We start from the raw sequence: 21,889 nt of genomic DNA on the forward strand, positions 1-21,889 counted from the left end.
GGTAAATGAAATTAACGAGTTACTTGAGAAGGGGAAACGCCGTAGGTCTGCTTAAACGCTTTGCTGAAATGCGCTTGATCGTAGAAACCGATTTGATGAGCGACGTCGGTACCACATTGACCAGCTTGCAGTAACTTCATGCCTTGTTCAAGGCGCAGGCGTGCGAACCATGCATAAGGCGTCATGCCAGTTTGCGCTTTAAAGTGGCGCTGGAACTGAGTTGGGCTCAGTTGGCACAGCTCTGAAAGTGAATCCAAACGCACTGCTTGGCCAAGGTTCGCCATTAGGTAATCTTTTAACGTCCCAAGCGATTGGTTTCCTAGCGGCACCACTTTTTGTCGCTCAAGCGATCCGTAGCGATCAAAAAGTTGGTTAAATCCTTCAAAAGGAAGGCAATCTTTGGTGAGTTGGCTGAGGTTTTCACGACGAAGCAGCCCGTGTAAGTTACTAAGTTGTGAAAATATCTGCGGATCCGAGATGATCAGTTCGTTGAAGTGTATTATTTGACCGTTTTGCTTAAGATCAGCCAGATCGCTCAATAGATGAGGTTCGATCGCAAACACATTTACTTCGTAGCCACTCTCGAGCTTAGATTGCCCGTCGTGCAGCTCATCCGGCGGCATAATCACAATTTGCCCGTGACCAACTTGGTGGCTGTTACCTTGGTATTGGAACTTCTGCGCACCATGCGTGATCAGGCCGAGATGAAAATCCAGATGGTAATGCCTTTGAAAAGCAAATTTCTGGTATTTCGCCTCTATTAGACTCAAGTTGTCATGGTCGGTTGCGTAGTACTGAATATGTTCCATTAAACAAAAAAAGCTTGGTCACATTATGACCAAGCTTATCTGGCAATTTCTAACTTGTCTTGTAAAAAACGATCACTGTGGCTGAACGATTCGGCGTGAGCGACGGTTATTACGTAATCCATCAAAGCTAAACACGACTAGTGCTCCCCAAATAAAGACGAAAGTGATCGCTTTATCCATGGTAAAGGGTTCGCCATACATCAATACTGCAAGTAAAAACATTAAGCTTGGGCCTATATATTGGAAAAAGCCCAAAGTCGATAATTTGAGTCTTGTTGCTGCACCCGTAAAGCACAGCAGTGGCAGGGTTGTTATAACCCCAGCCGCGATCAACAAACTATTTAACGTAAGTGGATTCGTAAGCATATTTGAGGTTGGTGTATCGGCAATAAAAAGCAAATAAACAGCGGCCACTGGCAGTAGAAGTAATGTCTCGATAAACAAGCCAGTTTTTGCATCGACACTGACTTTCTTTCTTAATAAGCCATAAAAGCCGAAGCTCATTGCTAACGCCATCGCAACAACAGGTACGGAGCCAAATACAATCAGTTGAACGAGTACGCCACAACCTGCCAATACAACCGCGAACCACTGTAATTTACGCAGTCTCTCTCTCAAAAATACCATCCCGAGTAAGACGTTGATCAGTGGGTTAATGTAATAACCTAAGCTGGCGTCGAGCATATGATTCGAGTTTACCGCCCAAATGAAAATCAACCAATTGCCGCCAATTAACATGGAACTTGCGATCAGGTAAGCGATTTTCGTTTTGTCTTTCGCGATGTGGTAAGCCGAGCGCCAGTGACGGCCAAAATGGAGGAGTGCAGCAAGCAAAAAGAAAGACCATATCACTCGGTGGCTTAAAATTTCCAAAGGAGATACTTGTGCGATGGACTTAAAGTACATCGGCGCAATGCCCCACATGGTATACGCACCAATCGCTAGCAAGATACCTTGCCGCGCGCGTTGTTGTTCGTCTTCTGGTGTCATGAAGTGTCACCTAATTGTGTGTTTTATAGAGCAGAAAATCAGTATACGAGTCGTGATGCGAAACACCTAACAATTTGCGGTTTTATTCACCATGAAACCCCATTACAATGTGCCCTCACTTTGTGTGCCAGTGGTATGCATAAGCACCTCTTTTTTAAGACCCAATCTGAGACTTTTCATGACCTCGACCTTGTTAGCCGAACAATCTGATTCGCCTGTAACGCCTCAACGTGTGTTGGAGGATGTGTTTGGTTACCAAGAGTTCCGTGATGGTCAGCAGTTGGTGATTGACGCTGCGATAGAAGGTCGCGACAGCTTAGTTATCCTGCCTACTGGTGGCGGTAAGTCGCTGTGTTATCAAATCCCTGCTTTGGTTCGCTCTGGTATTACTTTGGTGATTTCTCCGCTTATTTCGCTGATGAAAGACCAAGTGGACCAGCTTAAAGCCAACGGTGTAGCGGCTGAATGCATTAACTCGACCATGCCTCGTGAAGAACTGCTCAGCGTGTATAACCGCATGCACACTGGTCATCTTAAGTTGGTGTACGTCTCGCCAGAACGCGTATTGATGCGTGATTTCATTGAGCGCTTGGAAAACTTGCCGCTATCGATGATTGCTGTCGATGAAGCGCATTGTATTTCCCAGTGGGGACACGATTTCCGTCCAGAATACGCCGCGCTTGGTCAACTTAAGCAGCAGTTTTCCCATGTGCCATTTATGGCGCTGACGGCGACGGCGGATGATGCAACGCGCCGAGATATTCTTGAGCGTCTGCAACTGAATAATCCAGAGGTTTATCTAGGCAGCTTCGACCGTCCTAACATTCGCTACAACTTAGTTGAGAAGCACAAGCCGGTTTCGCAAATCGTTCGTTATCTTGAAACCCAAAAGGGTAACTGCGGCATCATCTATTGTGGTAGCCGTAAGAAAGTTGAGATGGTGACCGAGAAGCTGTGCAACAACCACATTCGTGCTGCTGGTTATCACGCAGGTATGGACGCTGATGAGCGCGCTTACGTTCAAGAAGCTTTCCAACGTGATGACATCCAAATTGTAGTGGCGACCGTGGCATTCGGTATGGGCATCAACAAACCAAACGTGCGCTTTGTGGTTCACTTTGATATCCCGCGCAATATCGAATCCTACTACCAGGAAACGGGTCGTGCAGGGCGTGATGGTTTACCTGCAGAAGCGATGATGTTGTATGACCCAGCGGACATCAGTTGGCTGCGCCGTATGTTGGATGAGAAAGACGATGGTCCACAGAAGCAGGTGGAAACCCACAAACTGAATGCGATGAGTGCCTTTGCTGAGGCGCAGACTTGTCGTCGTCAGGTGCTATTGAATTACTTTGGTGAGTATCGTGAGAAGCCATGTGGCAACTGCGATATTTGCTTAGATCCACCGAAGCACTTTGATGCAACAGAAGAAGCACGTAAGGCGTTGTCTTGTGTGTACCGTGTTAATCAGAGCTTTGGTATGGGCTACGTGGTAGAAGTGTTACGTGGCATGCAAAACATTCGTGTACGTGAAAACGGGCACGATAAGATTTCTACCTACGCGATAGGGCGCGACCACAGCCACGATTACTGGGTGAGTATCTTCCGTCAGTTAATCCACAAAGGGCTGTTGTTTCAAAACATCACGCGTAACTCAACGCTGCAATTAACCGAAGAGGCACGTCCGCTTTTGCGTGGCGATGTGACCCTAGAGTTAGCGGTTCCACGTTTAGACACCGCAGCACGTGCGGCGAAGTCAGATAAACTGACCAGCAAGAACTACGACAAAAAGCTGTTTGCTAAGTTACGTAAGCTGCGTAAGTCGATTGCTGATGAAGATGGTTTGCCACCATACGTGGTCTTCAGTGACGCAACTTTGATTGATATGGCGGAAATTCTGCCAACGTCTTACGGCGAAATGCTGGCAGTCAGCGGTGTTGGTCAGCGCAAACTAGAGAAGTACGCCGATCCATTCCTTGATTTGATTCAAGAACACATTACTCACCACGGATAAGGAACCAAGATGCAAAAGGAATTTGGCTTAGCGGACTACATGCCACAAGAAGGGCGCTTAATCATTACCGCGCCGAGCTTTGACCTTGATAGCTTTCCTGCTTTAGGTGAGCGTTTAGTTAGTTTGCTTTCTGCTACTGTGGTGGAAAAGCAGTGGGATGCGGACATTCACTCTTGGCTGATCGACTTTGAAGGTTGCCGACTGTTTATGAAAGCAGAGCATTACAGCGAAGCGATTTGGTTTGAAGCGTTAGCGATTGAAGAGAGCAGGGAAGAGTTGGATTATCTCGCAGGATTGTTTCAACGCGGCTTCTAAAAATAGAACTTTTCTTGAAAGGGTGTTTCACATGAAACACCCTTTTTTATGCTCAAACGTTTGCGTAAAACAGACGACTTGCGGCGAAAAGTGGTTAATGTATAATCGCCCACCGCTTCGCTCAGAAAGAGCCAAGCCAGTTTATTTTTCATTTTACATTGTTGGTAAGAGCCACTTTATTCAGTGACTCGATTTGGGTTCCCTCACCCCCAAACCAAACTAAAAAGGTATCGCATGAGTAACTTTACCCCTGCGCAGCAGCGCAACGCCCTTATCTATCTGGTTCTATTCCACCTAGTCATTATTGCATCTAGCAATTACCTAGTTCAGCTACCGTTTACTATTTTCGGTTTCCATACCACTTGGGGCGCATTCACTTTCCCATTTATATTCCTAGCGACTGACTTAACGGTGCGTATTTTCGGTGCTCAGTTGGCGCGTAAGATCATCTTCTTAGTGATGTTGCCTGCTTTGGCAGTGTCTTACTTCTTATCGGTGGTGTTCTTCGAAGGTCAATTCCAAGGTTTTGGTCACCTAGGGGAATTTAACTTATTCGTTGCTCGTATCGCGATTGCTAGCTTCATGGCGTACCTACTTGGTCAGATCATGGATGTGCACGTGTTCAACCGCCTACGTCAAATGAAGCAATGGTGGGTGGCACCAACGTGTTCAACGCTTTTCGGTAATGCACTTGATACCATCGCTTTCTTCGCCATTGCGTTCTATCAAAGCCCAGATCCATTTATGGCAGAGCATTGGACGGAAATCGCGCTGGTGGATTACGGCTTCAAACTGATTATCAGTCTTGGTTTGTTCGTTCCGATGTACGGCGTATTACTGAATTACCTAATTAAGAAGCTGACTGCGGTGAACCCTGACTTTAAGGTGACGACAAGCGTTCAGTCTTAATATCAGTGGGAACCCCGAAAGCCGCTTGCTTAAATCAAGCGGCTTTTTTGTACCTGCTTACTGGGATTTAGAGGGTTTTGTACAGCGTGGGGAGCAATTAGATCATGGGTGTCCAAAAGCTTCCTGAGCTGTACGAAGGTAAAAATGAGCAGTAAAAAAGGTCCCGAGTGAGACCTTTTAATCGAAGGTACGGCACGTAGAGGAAGCTCGCTGGTGAAATGGCTAACAGAGCATCTTCTCAATCAAAATGGCTTTTTGCGCATCGAAGGCGCCAAGTTGCAGGCCGTTATCCCAGCTGATGCTTTGATTGAACATCGCCAACATCAAACCGACACTGCGTTGATTGGCGTCCTGCCAGCAATCAGACTCGCTGTACTCTCCATCATTTATCGCGTTGCCATTAACGAGAATGGGCTCGAAACGCCATTTTTCTCCGACACGGTAGTAGCCTTTGCTGGTTAAGGTCTGGTTGGATTGAATCGTTAGATTGTGCTCGATGCCCGGTTCACCTGTTAGTTCAAATACAAACCTTAGCTGGTGGTCGCCACATTGCAGATCAACGATCAGTTGGCCGTTTTCCTCAACCAGTGTCGATTGATAATAGTCTCCAAAGCAGTGCAGCAACCAAGATATAGGGTGACTGGCAGTTTCAAGAAACCACTCTTTGAGCGTGAAGGTGCCCGGTAGGTTAACTTGGGTGACTAGATTGACCACACAAGGTTGGGTTTGCGAAGTGAGCCACTTCTCTATCGTCTTGGCGGTATTAAGCTGAGCAAAGGCGTAATTAACCAATAGGTTGGCGTTCGGTTGCTGCCAGTGAGTTATGTCAGAATTCAATCCCACCAATGGCTTTTCACAGATAAGCTTGGTTGAACCTAACGTCTTTATGATCTCTGCATGAGTATGCGCAGGTGTCGCGATGGTCACGACATCAAGTAGTTTGAGTGCGCTGATGTTCGTTTCTGCCTTTGGGATTGCTTCTTCACTGCACGCTTGCTGAAGCGGTTCTATTTGGTTGGCGCATAACGTTGTGACCGATACACCATTGTTTCGATAGTGGGGAATGTGCGTGCGTCCCCAGTTGATTCCTATGATGCCGGCTTGCTGGATTTGCTCTGGCTTGGTGAAACGTTCACTCAATGGCGGCAAGGCAATTCGTTCATCTGTTAGACGTTGGTCATGGTGATAGTCATTGCTTGGCAGCACTTGCCATGGTTTGTTGTAATGCTGTTTGAGTGCACAAACGAGTTCGTAGAAATTCCACTTATCTTTTAAGTTGCTATCAAGGTGATATAAACCGGCTTCGTTCCGCTCAATAAGCTGCAAAAAGGCGAGTGCAGTATCGTCCATATGAGAAGTCGCAGGATACCAAGCCGTGCTAGCGGTAATAACGCCGTTCTCTTCATATTGGCGGTCGAGATGCGCCAACATGTTATTGCCTTCTGCTTGGTGATGGAGCTGCCAACCAATTCGAGCAACCATCGCATCTGGATTTGCTTGCCAGATTGCATCTTCACAACGAACTTTGTATTTGCCGTAATCATCTTGGGTGTTTCTTTCTTCAAAGATGCCATAAGGCCCGTTTTTTGTGGCATCAAATACCATTGCTGTGCTGACAAAGAGGTAAGGAATATTGTGGCGTTTGCATTGCTCACCAAGCCACGCTGCCCACTCTTCACTTCCCATCGCCATATGGCACACCGCATTGATGTGGTGTTGCTGCCAAAATTGTTCACTTTGCTCTGGATCATCTGGTGAGATTTGGTGGTGATTCCACTCCAATATGTTCCAGCCGCGTAGGTGAAACTGATGAGCGACTTTTGGGGCGAGGGTGCCAGTTAAGCCAGTCATTAAAACGGTTTTCATGATGGTGCATCTTGGTTGGCTAAATTGTGTTTATCAATAAAGCATGGCTGTTTTTCGATGTAGAGCGGAGAAGCTGAGATTTTTGCTGGGCAGCACGTTTTGTAGGGGAAGTAGATGCAAAAAAGCCCAAGCGAACGCCTGGGCTTAATACGTTATGACAGAAGTGATCGATTATATTGCTACGACGCTTAACGGCCAGCCGATGTCTGTCTGACGGTTGGATTCAATTTCCAACTCAGCCGCAGTCAGTGGGTTTTTCTCTAGCCATTGCGCATCAATGTGTAACGTTAGATTGTCGCCTTCAACTGTTAGAGTCACATTTGGCTCTAGATCAGGATTGCGACGATGGCTGAGCAGAACCGCAAGACGCAACAGTCTCAATACTCGTTTGGCACTTGAGCCTGATAATGCATGCTGCTCAGGTAAAGAAGTGAGTTGTTCGCGATAGCGACGAGCCACTTCACCAATAAAGAACTTCTGCGCGCGCGTGTAACCAGGCAGATCCAAATTCTGCAGCAAGTAAGCACTATGCTCTCCGCCTTTTTTGAAATCGATAGTTAAGCCAATTTCATGCAGTTTTGCGGCGGTCTCGAGTAATATCTTGCCCTGAGGCTCTGTAATCCACTCATCGCCTCCAGCTTGCTGTAAAAGCGTGTGTGCCAGACTAGCGACTTGTTCACCGTATTGGTGATCGAGCTGATAACGATTTTGTACGCTAGCGATAGTGCGGGCACGAATGTCTTCTTGACGAAGCTCTTCAACCATCTCATACACTAAGCCTTCGCGTAGTGCGCCGCCAGCCAGTGTCATAGCATCGATTTCAAGCAATTCAAAAACGGCAATCAAAATAGAGAGGCCACTAGGGAACACTAATGCGCGCTCAAGTGTTAAGCCTTCAATATCGAGCTCTTCTAAATGGTCGGCCAACATGGCTTGCTTCTGTAGACGCTTGAGTTTGGAGTGAGTGATTACTTCGTCCATGCCTTGCGCCAGCATTATCTCTTGCAATGCCTGAACAGTGCCTGATGCACCAACGCACACATCCCAACCAATTTCTGTATAACGTTCTAAAATCGGCTGGATGGTCTGTTTCGCTCCTTCAATTGCCGCGTCAAAGTTACGAGCATTCAATTGGCGATCTTTAAAGAAGTTTTCAAGCCAAGTCACGCAGCCCATTTTTAAGCTGGTCAGTGCTTTGGCTTCGAAACCTTCACCGATAATCAGTTCGGTACTTGCTCCACCGATATCGACTACAAGGCGACGACCACTACCGCCAGAGGTGTGAGCGACACCTTTATAGATAGTGGCAGCTTCTTCTTCACCAGTAATCACTTCGATAGGCTGGCCTAGAATTTGGTTAGCCTTTTCTAAAAACACATCTACATTGGTCGCGGTACGTAATGTTGCAGTACCGACGATGCGAATGTTTTGTTTAGGAATGTCCTGCAAGCGTTCCGCAAATAGACTTAAGCAGTCCCATCCTCGCTGCATAGCTTCCATACTAAGAGAATTATGTTCATCTAAGCCCGCTGCTAGACGAACTTTGCGCTTAATTTTAGCCATTGTTTGAACGCTGCCATCGATGTGACGCACAACGAGCATGTGAAAACTGTTCGACCCGAGGTCGATGGCGGCATATAGCGGTGATGATCCTGCTTGACTCATAAAACGAACTCAGTTTCCTATTACGATTGTTTTGGTGCCGATTGACGCGGTTGGCGTGGACGACGTCCCTGCGGCTTACGGTTACCAGAACCAGAGCGGGTACCGCCAGTATTCGTGCGGCGCTGTTGGTTGCGTGGTGCACGCATACGAATCGGAGCCGGTAGATCTTGAATCAGTGCCGACGAATCGTACTCTGAAACTGGGATTGTGTGCTCAATGTATTCTTCGATTGCTGGTAGGTTAACCGCGTACTCTTCACAAGCAAAACTGATCGAATGGCCGCTCGCACCAGCGCGACCAGTACGGCCAATACGGTGAACATAATCTTCACAGTCGTCAGGAAGGTCGTAGTTGAAAACGTGCGTTACCTGAGGAATATGCAGGCCACGCGCTGCAACGTCAGTTGCAACTAAGATGTCGACATCACCTTTGGTGAATTGCTCAAGAATCTTCTCACGCTTCTTCTGCGGTACATCGCCAGTAAGAAGGCCTACACGATGTCCATCGGCAGCCAAATGACCCCAAACCGATTCACACTTATGCTTGGTATTGGCAAAAATGATAGCGCGATCTGGCCACTCTTCTTCAATTAGTGTTTGAAGCAGCGCCATTTTGTCTTCATTCGAAGGATAGAAAAGCTCTTCCTGGATACGGTGGCCAGTTTTTTGTTCTGGTTCGACAACGACATGCTCAGGAGTATTCATGTGTTCGAATGCCAGTTCTTGAACGCGGTAAGACAGCGTTGCTGAGAACAGCATGTTCAAACGCTCTTTTGGCTCAGGCATACGACGGAACAAGAAGCGAATGTCTTTAATAAAGCCAAGATCGAACATGCGGTCGGCTTCGTCCAGAACAACAGCTTGAATGTTGTTGAGGTTAAATACGCGCTGTTTGTAGAAATCGATGATACGGCCTGTTGTTCCGATCAGAATATCTACGCCGTCTTGCAGTTTCGCAAGTTGCTTGTCGTAGCTTTCACCACCGTAAGCTAGAGCGGTTTTTAGACCTGTGCTTTCAGTTAATGATTCTGCATCATTGTAAATCTGAATAGCGAGCTCACGTGTAGGCGCCATAATAATTGCGCGTGGCTGTGTAGGCTTACGACCTTCATGTTCCGGAGTCGTCAGAAGGTGGTTGAACGTAGCAGTAAGAAACGCGAGCGTTTTACCAGTACCCGTTTGGGCCTGGCCTGCGATGTCTTGGCCGGTGAGCAGGACCGGCAACGCCAAGGCTTGGATAGGGGTACAAAATTCGAACCCTTTTTTGTCCAATCCTTCAATAACTTGGGGCTTTAAGCCCAAATCGGCGAACTTTTGCTCTGTGATATGCGTCTTTTTCATGGCTATAGAATATCAGCTAAAGCTTGCAATACGAAAGTAAATACATTCCAATAGGGCATCTAATTACTGGTTATCATCCAACCAGTTTCGAAAAACACATTGGAGTGGAAGATGAGTGATAAGATTTTGCAGCTAACTGATGACGGTTTTGAAAACGATGTAATCAACGCTGCAGGCCCGGTTCTAGTGGATTTTTGGGCAGAATGGTGTGGTCCTTGTAAAATGATCGCTCCTATTTTGGACGAAATCGCAGACGAGTACGAAGGCAAACTCACTATCGGTAAACTAAACATCGACCATAACGCAGGTACACCACCTAAGTTTGGTATTCGCGGCATTCCAACGCTATTACTATTTAAAGATGGTAACGTAGCGGCAACGAAAGTAGGTGCTCTGTCTAAAACTCAACTAAAAGAGTTCCTAGACGCAAACTTATAATCACCAAGTGATTACAGATAAAACCGTGCAAAGTTACAATGCACGGTTTTGTTTTTCTAACTCTGGACTAGAATACTAATTAGTGCTAACTTATCGCGCGTTAATTGAACAAATTTCTCTTCTTGGTCGATCCTGAGACCAAATCCATCTTAACTAGAAAACAGATCTTATTTTGACTAAACAAGAATCCACCACCATGAACCTTACCGAACTGAAGAACAGACCTGTGTCTGACCTTGTAAAACTGGGCGAAAGCTTAGGATTAGAGAACCTAGCTCGCTTAAGAAAACAAGACATCATCTTCGCGATTTTAAAAGCGCACGCGAAAGGCGGCGAAGACATCTTTGGCGATGGGGTTCTGGAAATTCTGCAAGACGGCTTTGGTTTCCTACGCAGTGCAGATAGTTCATACCTTGCGGGTCCGGACGATATCTACGTATCACCAAGTCAGATTCGTCGCTTTAACCTACGTACTGGTGACTCTATCGCTGGTAAAATTCGTCCACCAAAAGACGGTGAACGTTATTTTGCCCTTCTAAAAGTCAATACCGTTAACGACGATAAACCAGACAACGCCCGTAACAAGATCCTATTTGAAAACCTTACCCCTCTACATGCGAATGAGCGCATGGTGATGGAGCGTGGTAACGGTTCAACAGAAGACATTACAGCACGTGTTTTAGACTTGGCATCGCCAATCGGTAAAGGTCAACGTGGTCTGATTGTTGCTCCGCCTAAAGCGGGTAAAACAATGCTTCTGCAAAACATCGCGCAAAGCATCGCGTACAACCACCCAGAGTGTGAGTTGATGGTTCTTCTTATCGACGAACGTCCAGAAGAAGTAACTGAGATGCAGCGCCTAGTTAAAGGTGAAGTGGTTGCGTCGACTTTCGATGAGCCAGCATCTCGTCACGTACAAGTAGCGGAAATGGTAATCGAGAAGGCAAAACGTCTTGTTGAACATAAGAAAGACGTGGTTATCTTGCTTGACTCTATCACTCGCCTAGCTCGTGCTTACAACACCGTAGTGCCTTCATCAGGTAAAGTACTAACAGGTGGTGTGGATGCAAACGCATTACATCGTCCTAAGCGTTTCTTCGGTGCTGCACGTAACGTAGAAGAAGGCGGCAGCCTAACTATCATCGCAACGGCACTAGTAGATACTGGTTCTAAAATGGATGAAGTTATCTACGAAGAGTTCAAGGGTACAGGTAACATGGAACTGCACTTGAACCGTAAGATTGCTGAGAAGCGTGTATTCCCTGCGATTGACTTCAATCGCTCAGGTACACGTCGAGAAGAGCTACTGACGAAGACTGACGAACTACAGAAGATGTGGATTCTGCGTAAGATTGTTCACCCAATGGGCGAAATCGACGCAATGGAATTCCTAATCGACAAGCTAGCGATGACGAAGACCAACGATGAGTTCTTCGATGCGATGCGTCGTCAATAGTCTCAAATAGTCATTCTGCGAAAAGCCACCGTATATCGGTGGCTTTTTTATTGCTTTCTCCCGATAGAAGTATCAGAATGAAGGAAATGTTATCGGGAGGTTAACATGCAACAAGGAATGTTGTCGTCATTACTCCTGAGCTTGTCACTTATCACTCTACCTGCGACATTATCTGCCAAGGAAATGCATGAGTCTGTAGTAGAACAGTGGCTTCAGGATACTCAAATACAGACTAAAGTCTCTGAACTGCTTGATTACGCTGTCAGAGATGAAGTCGACTCGCTTAAATTTGCCCTTGATCGACTTGCTTTGCCTCAACAAGAGGTGGTGCGCTTTCAATTGTTGGAAAAGCTTGAAAAGCAAGATGTGATTCTCACGCCTCGAATGGCTCTGTTTGTTGAGTCCCAGATCCGTATGACCCCGACTTATCAAGTGTTAGAGCGAGGTGATGGGTATGAATTTAGTGTACCCGCTTTTAACTTTCCCGTTATTGCGAGTCGCTTGATTAAGCGTTGGAAACAAGACCAAAGTACCTTGGACTTTGTCTTACAAGCTGAACGAAGAGAGCTTAACTTAAAGCAATGGCTTACAGGGCCATCTCAACAAGCTCAAGCGCGTGAAGCGCTTTTGATTCGAGAGTTAGACAGTTTATCACCCAACGCGCTTGCTGCATTAACGGCCCAGTTAACCAAAGCAAATGTGACCAGTTGGTTACCCTCGACGGCCGTGATAGTCAGGTTGGCACAAGTTAGTCAGGATGAGGAAGTGTACAACTTACTCTGGCGGATGAAAGCCGATTACAACAGCCAGTCCGAGCTTGAGCGTTTAGCTGCGGTTGGAGACGTTTTTTCCATTCAGCAATTGATGAATGCCACAGTTAACCCATCACTCAAGCCAGAAGCTATTAGTCTACTTACAAAATCTAACCCTCTATCTCCGCAAGTAAAGCAGTTTCTAGTTAGAAAAATGGCGTTATCAGAAGAAGCAACCATGGTTGCTCGAGAGCTTGCTCAACAAGGGCATCAAACCTGGTTGGAAGAGTTAGTATCTTCGAACCATCAGATAAAGACTCGGCAGATTGAACAAGTATTAAAGTAATCTGGCTCACATACCCACACAAAATAGGAGGATCTTAGCGTCCTCCTATTTGTTATACTGCGGACAGTTTAATCAGCCAGCATGAAGGCCTATGAGTTTTAAGGATTTACGCGAATTTATCGACCACCTAGAACAGAAAGGTCGACTTAAACGCATCACTCACCCTGTCGATCCCGCTTATGAAATGACAGAAATCAGCGACCGCACCTTGCGTGCTGGTGGACCTGCGCTGTTGTTTGAGAACCCAATCGGCTACGACGTACCTGTTTTGACTAACCTGTTTGGTACACCAGAGCGTGTCGCAATCGGTATGGGACGTGAAGATGTTAAAGAATTAAGAGAAGTCGGTAAGCTGCTGGCTTATTTAAAAGAACCTGAGCCACCAAAAGGCTTCAAAGACGCTTTAGAAAAACTGCCAGTGTTCAAACAAGTATTGAACATGCCGGCTAAGCGTTTACGTAAAGCACCATGCCAAGACATTGTTTGGCAAGGTGATGAAGTCGACTTGGATAAAATTCCGGTAATGAGCTGCTGGGCAGAAGATGTAGCGCCGCTGCTTACTTGGGGCTTAACCGTAACCAAAGGTCCAAATAAGAAACGTCAGAACCTAGGCATTTACCGTCAGCAGAAAATTGCCAAGAACAAAATCATCATGCGTTGGTTAGCCCATCGTGGTGGTGCGCTTGATCTGCGCGATTGGATGGAAACCAACCCAGGTAAACCTTTCCCAGTTTCGGTCGCGTTTGGTGCAGACCCAGCAACCATTCTTGGCGCAGTAACACCAGTGCCAGATACGCTATCGGAATACGCATTTGCAGGTTTGCTACGTGGAAGCAAAACGGAAGTCGTGAAGTCAGTCAGCAACGATTTGGAAGTGCCAGCGAGCGCGGAAATCGTGATGGAAGGCTATATCGACCCGAACGAGTTTGCTGATGAAGGTCCTTACGGTGACCACACTGGCTACTATAACGAAAAAGAAAAGCACCACGTATTTACTATTACGCACATTACTATGCGTAAAGACCCTATTTATCACAGCACCTACACAGGTCGTCCGCCAGATGAACCAGCTGTATTGGGTGTGGCATTAAACGAAGTGTTTGTGCCTATTCTGCAAAAGCAATTCCCAGAGATTGAAGACTTCTATCTTCCGCCAGAAGGTTGTTCGTACCGAATGGCCGTCGTCACCATGAAGAAGCAGTACCCAGGACATGCCAAGCGCGTAATGATGGGCGTGTGGTCTTTCTTACGTCAATTCATGTATACCAAGTTTGTTATTGTGTGCGATGAATCGGTAAACGCACGAGATTGGAATGATGTCGTGAAAGCCATGTCAGAGCATATGGATCCTGTACGTGATACCTTGATGATAGATAACACGCCAATCGACTCGCTCGACTTTGCTTCACCAGTGGTTGGGCTTGGCTCCAAAATGGGCTTGGATGCGACCATTAAATGGGATGCCGAGCTGGCGACGCGAACCGAGGTCACTGAGCGAGACAGCAAAGCGATTACCGAAGCAGAACTAAATGAGTTGAAACAGCAACGCCCTGAGATTGTTGACGTCTATCTTCCAGTTACAGCAAACAACCAATTTGCTGTCGTGACTATGAAGAAAGACCAAGCTGGTCAATCCCAAGAATTGATGGAACATCTATGGGGCTTCTTTGCTCAGTACACGGATAACAAATTCATCATTTTGTGCGACGATGACGTTAATGCACGAGATTGGAATGACATCATTTGGGCGGTGACAACTCGAATGGACCCAGATAGAGACACGATTCAAGTGCTTGGTAAGACTGAGAGTTCATCCAAATTAGGACTGGATGCGACCAACAAGTTCGAATCTGAAGTCACGCGCGAGTGGGGTACGCCTATCAAAAAAGATCCTAAACTTGTGGCTAAAGTCGATGAGATTTGGGACCAGTTAGGTATTCTATGAGTCATCAAGTCCACCTTCTACCAATGGACGTTACATTCCAAGTAAAAGAAGGGGAGACGGTGTTGGAAGCTGCGCTCAACAACAATATTCGCTTCCCACACCGTTGCCAAGTTGGCGCTTGCGCCATGTGCATGTGTAAAAAGCTAACGGGCGAGGTGAGCTATCACCTCGAACCGATGCTAACCGAAAAAGAGCAACAGCAAGGTTGGATATTCCCTTGCCAAGCCTATACAGAAAGTAATTTAGTGCTTACTTTTGACGAGTAAGCGAGAGGAACACCATGACCATCCAATGTAAAGTAAAGTCTATTCAGCCGTTAGCTTGTAATACTTACCAAATCCTTCTTCATCCAGAATCACCAGTGCCTTTTAAAGCGGGTCAGTACCTAATGGTGGTGATGGGTGAAAAAGACAAACGTCCTTTCTCTATCGCAAGCAGCCCTTGTCGTCATGAAGGTGAACTTGAACTGCACATCGGTGCGGCGGAACACAACGCTTATGCACAAGAAGTTGTCGAAGCAATGCAAGCGGCGCTTGAAACTGATGGTCAGATTGAAATTGATGCGCCACATGGCGATGCTTGGGTTCAAGAAGAAAGCGAACGCCCATTATTATTAATTGCTGGTGGTACAGGCTTCAGTTACGTTCGCTCGATTCTGGATCACTGCGTAGCGCAGAATAAAACCAATCCTATCTATTTATATTGGGGTGCGCGCGATAACTGCCAGCTTTATGCTAAAGACGAACTGGTCGAGATTGCCGACAAGTTTGCCAATGTTCACTTTGTGCCGGTAGTAGAAGAAGCTCCTGCAGACTGGCAAGGTAAAGTTGGTAACGTGCTACAAGCTGTAGCTGAAGATTTCGAAAGCTTAGAAAACTACGATATCTATATTGCAGGTCGTTTTGAAATGGCTGGCGCAGCACGTGAACAGTTCACTCAGAACAAGAAAGCGAAGAGCGAACGTATGTTCGCAGACGCGTACGCATTCATTTAAATACGGCTTTTAAGGCAGAAAAAGAGGGTTTTTTACCCTCTTTTTTGCTTTTTTGATGAAATAGTCATCGAACAGTCATTTTTTTCCATTTTTTTTCAAAAAAGGGTTGCGAACGGATCTGAGTTCCCTATAATGCGCATCCACCGACACGGCAGACGCGATAAGGCTTCAGCAGGGTCGGAGAGGTGAAAGCTTCTACGAAAAATAAAATTTAAAAAGTGTTTGACACTGTCAATTAAATCGCTAGAATGCACCTCCGCTTTGAGAGAAAAACTTCTCGCAAAGCAAGCTCTTTAACAATATAGACCTATCAATCTGTGTGGGCACTCGTTGATGATAATCCAATTAGAAGCTTCGGCTTCAAATTAGGTTTCAATGAAACGAAGTGACCATTGAATCTTCGGATTCAGCACAGTCAATTCAAACATTACTTTATGTAATGTTCAGTATTCATTGAGCCGAACAAAATCTTAAATTGAAGAGTTTGATCATGGCTCAGATTGAACGCTGGCGGCAGGCCTAACACATGCAAGTCGAGCGGAAACGAGTTATCTGAACCTTCGGGGAACGATAACGGCGTCGAGCGGCGGACGGGTGAGTAATGCCTAGGAAATTGCCCTGATGTGGGGGATAACCATTGGAAACGATGGCTAATACCGCATGATGCCTACGGGCCAAAGAGGGGGACCTTCGGGCCTCTCGCGTCAGGATATGCCTAGGTGGGATTAGCTAGTTGGTGAGGTAAGGGCTCACCAAGGCGACGATCCCTAGCTGGTCTGAGAGGATGATCAGCCACACTGGAACTGAGACACGGTCCAGACTCCTACGGGAGGCAGCAGTGGGGAATATTGCACAATGGGCGCAAGCCTGATGCAGCCATGCCGCGTGTGTGAAGAAGGCCTTCGGGTTGTAAAGCACTTTCAGTCGTGAGGAAGGTGGTGTAGTTAATAGCTGCATTATTTGACGTTAGCGACAGAAGAAGCACCGGCTAACTCCGTGCCAGCAGCCGCGGTAATACGGAGGGTGCGAGCGTTAATCGGAATTACTGGGCGTAAAGCGCATGCAGGTGGTTTGTTAAGTCAGATGTGAAAGCCCGGGGCTCAACCTCGGAATAGCATTTGAAACTGGCAGACTAGAGTACTGTAGAGGGGGGTAGAATTTCAGGTGTAGCGGTGAAATGCGTAGAGATCTGAAGGAATACCGGTGGCGAAGGCGGCCCCCTGGACAGATACTGACACTCAGATGCGAAAGCGTGGGGAGCAAACAGGATTAGATACCCTGGTAGTCCACGCCGTAAACGATGTCTACTTGGAGGTTGTGGCCTTGAGCCGTGGCTTTCGGAGCTAACGCGTTAAGTAGACCGCCTGGGGAGTACGGTCGCAAGATTAAAACTCAAATGAATTGACGGGGGCCCGCACAAGCGGTGGAGCATGTGGTTTAATTCGATGCAACGCGAAGAACCTTACCTACTCTTGACATCCAGAGAACTTTCCAGAGATGGATTGGTGCCTTCGGGAACTCTGAGACAGGTGCTGCATGGCTGTCGTCAGCTCGTGTTGTGAAATGTTGGGTTAAGTCCCGCAACGAGCGCAACCCTTATCCTTGTTTGCCAGCGAGTAATGTCGGGAACTCCAGGGAGACTGCCGGTGATAAACCGGAGGAAGGTGGGGACGACGTCAAGTCATCATGGCCCTTACGAGTAGGGCTACACACGTGCTACAATGGCGCATACAGAGGGCGGCCAACTTGCGAAAGTGAGCGAATCCCAAAAAGTGCGTCGTAGTCCGGATTGGAGTCTGCAACTCGACTCCATGAAGTCGGAATCGCTAGTAATCGTGGATCAGAATGCCACGGTGAATACGTTCCCGGGCCTTGTACACACCGCCCGTCACACCATGGGAGTGGGCTGCAAAAGAAGTAGGTAGTTTAACCTTCGGGGGGACGCTTACCACTTTGTGGTTCATGACTGGGGTGAAGTCGTAACAAGGTAGCGCTAGGGGAACCTGGCGCTGGATCACCTCCTTAAACGATGATTATTGCGATGAGTGTTCACACAGATTGATACGGTTTATAAAGTAAAGAGACGATACTGGGTCTGTAGCTCAGGTGGTTAGAGCGTTCGCCTGATAAGCGAGAGGTCGGTGGTTCGAGTCCACTCAGACCCACCAATTTCTTTCCCAAGGAATTGGCGACAGTATCGACACCTTGATGGGGCTATAGCTCAGCTGGGAGAGCGCCTGCCTTGCACGCAGGAGGTCTGCGGTTCGATCCCGCATAGCTCCACCATCTTTAAGTGTTCTTGAAAAAGAATCTTTAAAAATGGTTTTCATCAGAAAATCTAGCTCTTTAACAATTTGGAAAGCTGACAAAACAACAATTTATTGTTGTTTGTAAAGTTCTCAAAGTATTCATTTATGAATACAACTAAAAACACATTCAAGTGTTCTTGGAATTTGAGTCCGGCAAAATCGAATGTCTCTCGCTCATTCAAATAATGAGAGACAACTTTGGTGATTTGATTATCAACTCGAAACTCCTTCGGGTTGTATGGTTAAGTGACTAAGCGTACACGGTGGATGCCTTGGCAGTCAGAGGCGATGAAGGACGTATTAACTTGCGATAAGCCCAGATTAGGTAGTAAAAACCACTTGAGTCTGGGATTTCCGAATGGGGAAACCCAATACCATAAGGTATTACTGTTGAGTGAATACATAGCTCAACAGGGCGAACCGGGGGAACTGAAACATCTAAGTACCCCGAGGAAAAGAAATCAACCGAGATTCCGAAAGTAGCGGCGAGCGAAATTGGACTAGCCCTTAAGCTTTACACGCGTTAGACGAACAGCCTGGAAAGGCCGACGATACAGGGTGATAGTCCCGTAGTTGACGACGTGTGTTCAGTGAAATCGAGTAGGGCGGGACACGTGATATCCTGTCTGAATATGGGGGGACCATCCTCCAAGGCTAAATACTACTGACTGACCGATAGTGAACCAGTACCGTGAGGGAAAGGCGAAAAGAACCCCTGTGAGGGGAGTGAAATAGAACCTGAAACCGTGTACGTACAAGCAGTAGGAGCAGGCTTGTCCTGTGACTGCGTACCTTTTGTATAATGGGTCAGCGACTTATATTCAGTGGCAAGGTTAACCATCTAGGGGAGCCGTAGGGAAACCGAGTCTTAACTGGGCGTTCAGTCTCTGGATATAGACCCGAAACCAGGTGATCTAGCCATGGGCAGGTTGAAGGTTGAGTAACATCAACTGGAGGACCGAACCGACTAATGTTGAAAAATTAGCGGATGACTTGTGGCTAGGGGTGAAAGGCCAATCAAACCTGGAGATAGCTGGTTCTCCCCGAAAGCTATTTAGGTAGCGCCTCGGACGAATACTACTGGGGGTAGAGCACTGTTAAGGCTAGGGGGTCATCCCGACTTACCAACCCTTTGCAAACTCCGAATACCAGTAAGTACTATCCGGGAGACACACGGCGGGTGCTAACGTCCGTCGTGGAGAGGGAAACAACCCAGACCGCCAGCTAAGGTCCCAAATTACTACTAAGTGGGAAACGATGTGGGAAGGCTCAGACAGCCAGGATGTTGGCTTAGAAGCAGCCATCATTTAAAGAAAGCGTAATAGCTCACTGGTCGAGTCGGCCTGCGCGGAAGATGTAACGGGGCTAAGTAGTAAACCGAAGCTGCGGCAATGCACTTTAGTGCATTGGGTAGGGGAGCGTTCTGTAAGCGGTTGAAGGTGTGTGGTAACGCATGCTGGACGTATCAGAAGTGCGAATGCTGACATGAGTAACGATAAAGGGGGTGAAAAACCTCCTCGCCGGAAGACCAAGGGTTCCTGTCCAACGTTAATCGGGGCAGGGTAAGTCGACCCCTAAGGCGAGGCCGAAAGGCGTAGTCGATGGGAAACGGGTTAATATTCCCGTACTTCTTACAATTGCGATGGGGGGACGGAGAAGGCTAGGTGGGCCTGGCGACGGTTGTCCAGGTTCAAGTGCGTAGGCTGAAGAGTTAGGTAAATCCGGCTCTTCTTAAGGCTGAGACACGACGTCGAGCACCTACGGGTGTGAAGTCATTGATGCCATGCTTCCAGGAAAAGCCTCTAAGCTTCAGATTGTAAGGAATCGTACCCCAAACCGACACAGGTGGTCGGGTAGAGAATACCAAGGCGCTTGAGAGAACTCGGGTGAAGGAACTAGGCAAAATGGTACCGTAACTTCGGGAGAAGGTACGCTCTCGACGGTGAAGTCCCTTGCGGATGGAGCTGACGAGAGTCGCAGATACCAGGTGGCTGCAACTGTTTATTAAAAACACAGCACTGTGCAAAATCGTAAGATGACGTATACGGTGTGACGCCTGCCCGGTGCCGGAAGGTTAATTGATGGGGTTAGACTTCGGTCGAAGCTCTTGATCGAAGCCCCGGTAAACGGCGGCCGTAACTATAACGGTCCTAAGGTAGCGAAATTCCTTGTCGGGTAAGTTCCGACCTGCACGAATGGCGTAATGATGGCCACGCTGTCTCCACCCGAGACTCAGTGAAATTGAAATCGCTGTGAAGATGCAGTGTACCCGCGGCTAGACGGAAAGACCCCGTGAACCTTTACTACAGCTTGGCACTGAACATTGACCCTACATGTGTAGGATAGGTGGGAGGCTTTGAAGCGCAGTCGCTAGATTGCGTGGAGCCGTCCTTGAAATACCACCCTTGTAGTGTTGATGTTCTAACGTCGACCCCTTATCGGGGTTGCGGACAGTGCCTGGTGGGTAGTTTGACTGGGGCGGTCTCCTCCCAAAGCGTAACGGAGGAGCACGAAGGTGGGCTAATCACGGTTGGACATCGTGAGGTTAGTGCAATGGCATAAGCCCGCTTGACTGCGAGAATGACAATTCGAGCAGGTGCGAAAGCAGGTCATAGTGATCCGGTGGTTCTGAATGGAAGGGCCATCGCTCAACGGATAAAAGGTACTCCGGGGATAACAGGCTGATACCGCCCAAGAGTTCATATCGACGGCGGTGTTTGGCACCTCGATGTCGGCTCATCACATCCTGGGGCTGAAGTCGGTCCCAAGGGTATGGCTGTTCGCCATTTAAAGTGGTACGCGAGCTGGGTTTAGAACGTCGTGAGACAGTTCGGTCCCTATCTGCCGTGGGCGTTGGAGAATTGAAAGGGGCTGCTCCTAGTACGAGAGGACCGGAGTGGACGAACCTCTGGTGTTCGGGTTGTGTCGCCAGACGCATTGCCCGGTAGCTAAGTTCGGGATCGATAACCGCTGAAAGCATCTAAGCGGGAAGCGAGCCTTGAGATGAGTTCTCCCTGATACTTTAAGTATCCTAAAGGGTTGTCGTAGACTACGACGTTGATAGGCAGGGTGTGTAAGCGTTGTGAGGCGTTGAGCTAACCTGTACTAATTGCCCGTGAGGCTTAACCATACAACACCCAAGGGGTTTTGATGGACTCAATGAAAGAACATTGAATGTGTAAAAACGAGAATTAAAAAACAGCTTTCCAGATTAAAGAATTTGCTTGGCGACCATAGCGTTTTGGACCCACCTGATTTCCATGCCGAACTCAGAAGTGAAACGAAATAGCGCCGATGGTAGTGTGGGGCTTCCCCATGTGAGAGTAGGACATCGCCAGGCTTTAAACATCGTTATTTGCATAGACAAGTAACAACATCATCAGTGTACTAATCTGTTGATGACAATTTGTGGAGAGATGGCTGAGTGGTTGAAAGCACCGGTCTTGAAAACCGGCATACGTTAATAGCGTATCTAGGGTTCAAATCCCTATCTCTCCGCCACTATTAAGAAGCCTCGCTAGAAATAGCGAGGCTTTTTTCATTTCCGCACATCTTTATTACTCTATCTATGCTTGCCAAAAATCAATTCCATATGCGATCTACTTTTCGACAAAGTAATATTGGTATCGGTATTGGTTGTGACGTTTTGATTTTTGCTAAGAAGTGCAGTTGCCTCTAACGCTGTTCATCCTCATCACTGCATGCTGTCCCGATAAGGTTGTTGGAGATTGTTGAACCATA

General features: G+C 47.3%; 14 protein-coding genes, 3 tRNA genes and 3 rRNA genes. 15 read left to right on the forward strand and 5 right to left on the reverse strand.

Annotated features, from left to right (window positions below; translation table 11 throughout):
- Positions 1–11 precede the first annotated feature (11 nt).
- Both UQW94_RS22950 and rarD read right to left on the reverse strand, forming a co-directional pair.
- Positions 12–809, reverse strand: coding sequence for an AraC family transcriptional regulator (locus UQW94_RS22950; protein WP_322142582.1), 798 nt, complete (start codon positions 807–809; stop codon positions 12–14).
- Between the two features lie 72 nt (positions 810–881).
- Complete coding sequence (gene rarD, locus UQW94_RS22955) at positions 882–1,799, reverse strand: EamA family transporter RarD (protein ID WP_258457744.1); 918 nt, start codon at positions 1,797–1,799, stop codon at positions 882–884.
- Positions 1,800–1,977: 178 nt separating this feature from the next.
- Here rarD and recQ point away from each other — a divergent pair, with 178 nt between their 5' ends.
- The 3 genes from recQ to UQW94_RS22970 all read left to right on the forward strand — a co-directional run bounded on the left by recQ (position 1,978) and on the right by UQW94_RS22970 (position 5,037).
- Positions 1,978–3,813 carry an ATP-dependent DNA helicase RecQ gene (recQ, locus tag UQW94_RS22960; protein WP_042523966.1) on the forward strand — a complete coding sequence of 612 codons (1,836 nt, stop codon included), beginning with the start codon at positions 1,978–1,980 and terminating at the stop codon, positions 3,811–3,813.
- Positions 3,814–3,822: 9 nt separating this feature from the next.
- Positions 3,823–4,128 carry a DUF3630 family protein gene (locus UQW94_RS22965; RefSeq protein WP_167415541.1) on the forward strand — a complete coding sequence of 102 codons (306 nt, stop codon included), beginning with the start codon at positions 3,823–3,825 and terminating at the stop codon, positions 4,126–4,128.
- Between the two features lie 234 nt (positions 4,129–4,362).
- Positions 4,363–5,037, forward strand: a complete 675-nt coding sequence (locus UQW94_RS22970) for a 7-cyano-7-deazaguanine/7-aminomethyl-7-deazaguanine transporter (protein WP_005378770.1) — start codon at positions 4,363–4,365, stop codon at positions 5,035–5,037.
- 222 nt (positions 5,038–5,259) lie between these two features.
- On the opposite strand, the gene UQW94_RS22975 is transcribed toward UQW94_RS22970, so the two are convergent.
- The 3 genes from UQW94_RS22975 to rhlB form a co-directional block, all read right to left on the reverse strand.
- Complete coding sequence (locus UQW94_RS22975; protein ID WP_054577298.1) at positions 5,260–6,903, reverse strand: sugar nucleotide-binding protein; 1,644 nt, start codon at positions 6,901–6,903, stop codon at positions 5,260–5,262.
- Between the two features lie 171 nt (positions 6,904–7,074).
- On the reverse strand, positions 7,075–8,568 hold the full coding sequence (gppA, locus tag UQW94_RS22980; protein WP_054577299.1) for a guanosine-5'-triphosphate,3'-diphosphate diphosphatase: 1,494 nt from the start codon (positions 8,566–8,568) through the stop codon (positions 7,075–7,077).
- 20 nt (positions 8,569–8,588) lie between these two features.
- Entirely contained in the window at positions 8,589–9,908 is a 1,320-nt protein-coding gene (rhlB, locus tag UQW94_RS22985; RefSeq protein WP_005378764.1) for an ATP-dependent RNA helicase RhlB, read from the reverse strand.
- Between the two features lie 111 nt (positions 9,909–10,019).
- On the opposite strand from rhlB, the gene trxA reads away from it, so the two are divergent.
- The 12 genes from trxA to UQW94_RS23045 all read left to right on the forward strand — a co-directional run bounded on the left by trxA (position 10,020) and on the right by UQW94_RS23045 (position 21,649).
- The gene (trxA, locus tag UQW94_RS22990; protein ID WP_004745500.1) at positions 10,020–10,346 is read left to right on the forward strand and encodes a thioredoxin TrxA; all 327 of its coding nucleotides are present in this window, start codon (positions 10,020–10,022) and stop codon (positions 10,344–10,346) included.
- 196 nt (positions 10,347–10,542) lie between these two features.
- Positions 10,543–11,802 carry a transcription termination factor Rho gene (gene rho / locus UQW94_RS22995; protein ID WP_005378757.1) on the forward strand — a complete coding sequence of 420 codons (1,260 nt, stop codon included), beginning with the start codon at positions 10,543–10,545 and terminating at the stop codon, positions 11,800–11,802.
- A 105-nt stretch (positions 11,803–11,907) separates the two neighbouring features.
- A complete protein-coding gene (locus tag UQW94_RS23000) occupies positions 11,908–12,900 on the forward strand; it encodes a hypothetical protein (RefSeq protein WP_005378756.1) in 993 nt (330 codons plus the stop codon).
- Positions 12,901–12,991: 91 nt separating this feature from the next.
- On the forward strand, positions 12,992–14,845 hold the full coding sequence (ubiD, locus tag UQW94_RS23005; protein WP_033907314.1) for a 4-hydroxy-3-polyprenylbenzoate decarboxylase: 1,854 nt from the start codon (positions 12,992–12,994) through the stop codon (positions 14,843–14,845).
- Positions 14,842–15,111, forward strand: coding sequence for a 2Fe-2S iron-sulfur cluster-binding protein (locus UQW94_RS23010; protein ID WP_009696789.1), 270 nt, complete (start codon positions 14,842–14,844; stop codon positions 15,109–15,111). Before ubiD ends, UQW94_RS23010 begins: the two co-directional genes overlap by 4 nt.
- 14 nt (positions 15,112–15,125) lie before the next feature.
- Positions 15,126–15,839 (forward strand): NAD(P)H-flavin reductase, encoded by a 714-nt coding sequence (fre, locus tag UQW94_RS23015; protein ID WP_005382872.1) that lies wholly within the window; start codon positions 15,126–15,128, stop codon positions 15,837–15,839.
- 472 nt (positions 15,840–16,311) lie between these two features.
- Positions 16,312–17,864: ribosomal RNA gene (locus UQW94_RS23020) — 16S ribosomal RNA — on the forward strand.
- A gap of 66 nt (positions 17,865–17,930) precedes the next feature.
- Positions 17,931–18,007: transfer RNA gene (locus UQW94_RS23025), tRNA-Ile, on the forward strand.
- A 42-nt stretch (positions 18,008–18,049) separates the two neighbouring features.
- Positions 18,050–18,125: transfer RNA gene (locus tag UQW94_RS23030), tRNA-Ala, on the forward strand.
- A gap of 263 nt (positions 18,126–18,388) precedes the next feature.
- Positions 18,389–21,278, forward strand: a 23S ribosomal RNA gene (locus UQW94_RS23035).
- 93 nt (positions 21,279–21,371) lie between these two features.
- Positions 21,372–21,488: ribosomal RNA gene (gene rrf, locus UQW94_RS23040) — 5S ribosomal RNA — on the forward strand.
- The 16S, 23S and 5S rRNA genes sit together here with 3 tRNA genes alongside, the layout of an rRNA operon.
- 70 nt (positions 21,489–21,558) lie before the next feature.
- Positions 21,559–21,649: transfer RNA gene (locus UQW94_RS23045), tRNA-Ser, on the forward strand.
- The last annotated feature ends 240 nt before the right edge of the window (positions 21,650–21,889 follow it).

The organism is Vibrio sp. PBL-C16, from assembly GCF_034321865.1.
Lineage (GTDB): Bacteria > Pseudomonadota > Gammaproteobacteria > Enterobacterales > Vibrionaceae > Vibrio > Vibrio alginolyticus.

Bases quoted from the DNA above. Each gene is read 5' to 3' on its own strand.
- UQW94_RS22950 (WP_322142582.1), bottom strand. From the start codon at position 809: ATGGAACATATTCAGTACTACGCAACCGACCATGACAACTTGAGTCTA.
- UQW94_RS22975 (WP_054577298.1), bottom strand. From the start codon at position 6,903: ATGAAAACCGTTTTAATGACTGGCTTAACTGGCACCCTCGCCCCAAAA.
- ubiD (WP_033907314.1), top strand. From the start codon at position 12,992: ATGAGTTTTAAGGATTTACGCGAATTTATCGACCACCTAGAACAGAAA.
- rhlB (WP_005378764.1), bottom strand. From the start codon at position 9,908: ATGAAAAAGACGCATATCACAGAGCAAAAGTTCGCCGATTTGGGCTTA.
- UQW94_RS22970 (WP_005378770.1), top strand. From the start codon at position 4,363: ATGAGTAACTTTACCCCTGCGCAGCAGCGCAACGCCCTTATCTATCTG.
- fre (WP_005382872.1), top strand. From the start codon at position 15,126: ATGACCATCCAATGTAAAGTAAAGTCTATTCAGCCGTTAGCTTGTAAT.
- rho (WP_005378757.1), top strand. From the start codon at position 10,543: ATGAACCTTACCGAACTGAAGAACAGACCTGTGTCTGACCTTGTAAAA.
- recQ (WP_042523966.1), top strand. From the start codon at position 1,978: ATGACCTCGACCTTGTTAGCCGAACAATCTGATTCGCCTGTAACGCCT.
- rarD (WP_258457744.1), bottom strand. From the start codon at position 1,799: ATGACACCAGAAGACGAACAACAACGCGCGCGGCAAGGTATCTTGCTA.
- UQW94_RS22965 (WP_167415541.1), top strand. From the start codon at position 3,823: ATGCAAAAGGAATTTGGCTTAGCGGACTACATGCCACAAGAAGGGCGC.
- UQW94_RS23000 (WP_005378756.1), top strand. From the start codon at position 11,908: ATGCAACAAGGAATGTTGTCGTCATTACTCCTGAGCTTGTCACTTATC.
- UQW94_RS23010 (WP_009696789.1), top strand. From the start codon at position 14,842: ATGAGTCATCAAGTCCACCTTCTACCAATGGACGTTACATTCCAAGTA.
- trxA (WP_004745500.1), top strand. From the start codon at position 10,020: ATGAGTGATAAGATTTTGCAGCTAACTGATGACGGTTTTGAAAACGAT.
- gppA (WP_054577299.1), bottom strand. From the start codon at position 8,568: ATGAGTCAAGCAGGATCATCACCGCTATATGCCGCCATCGACCTCGGG.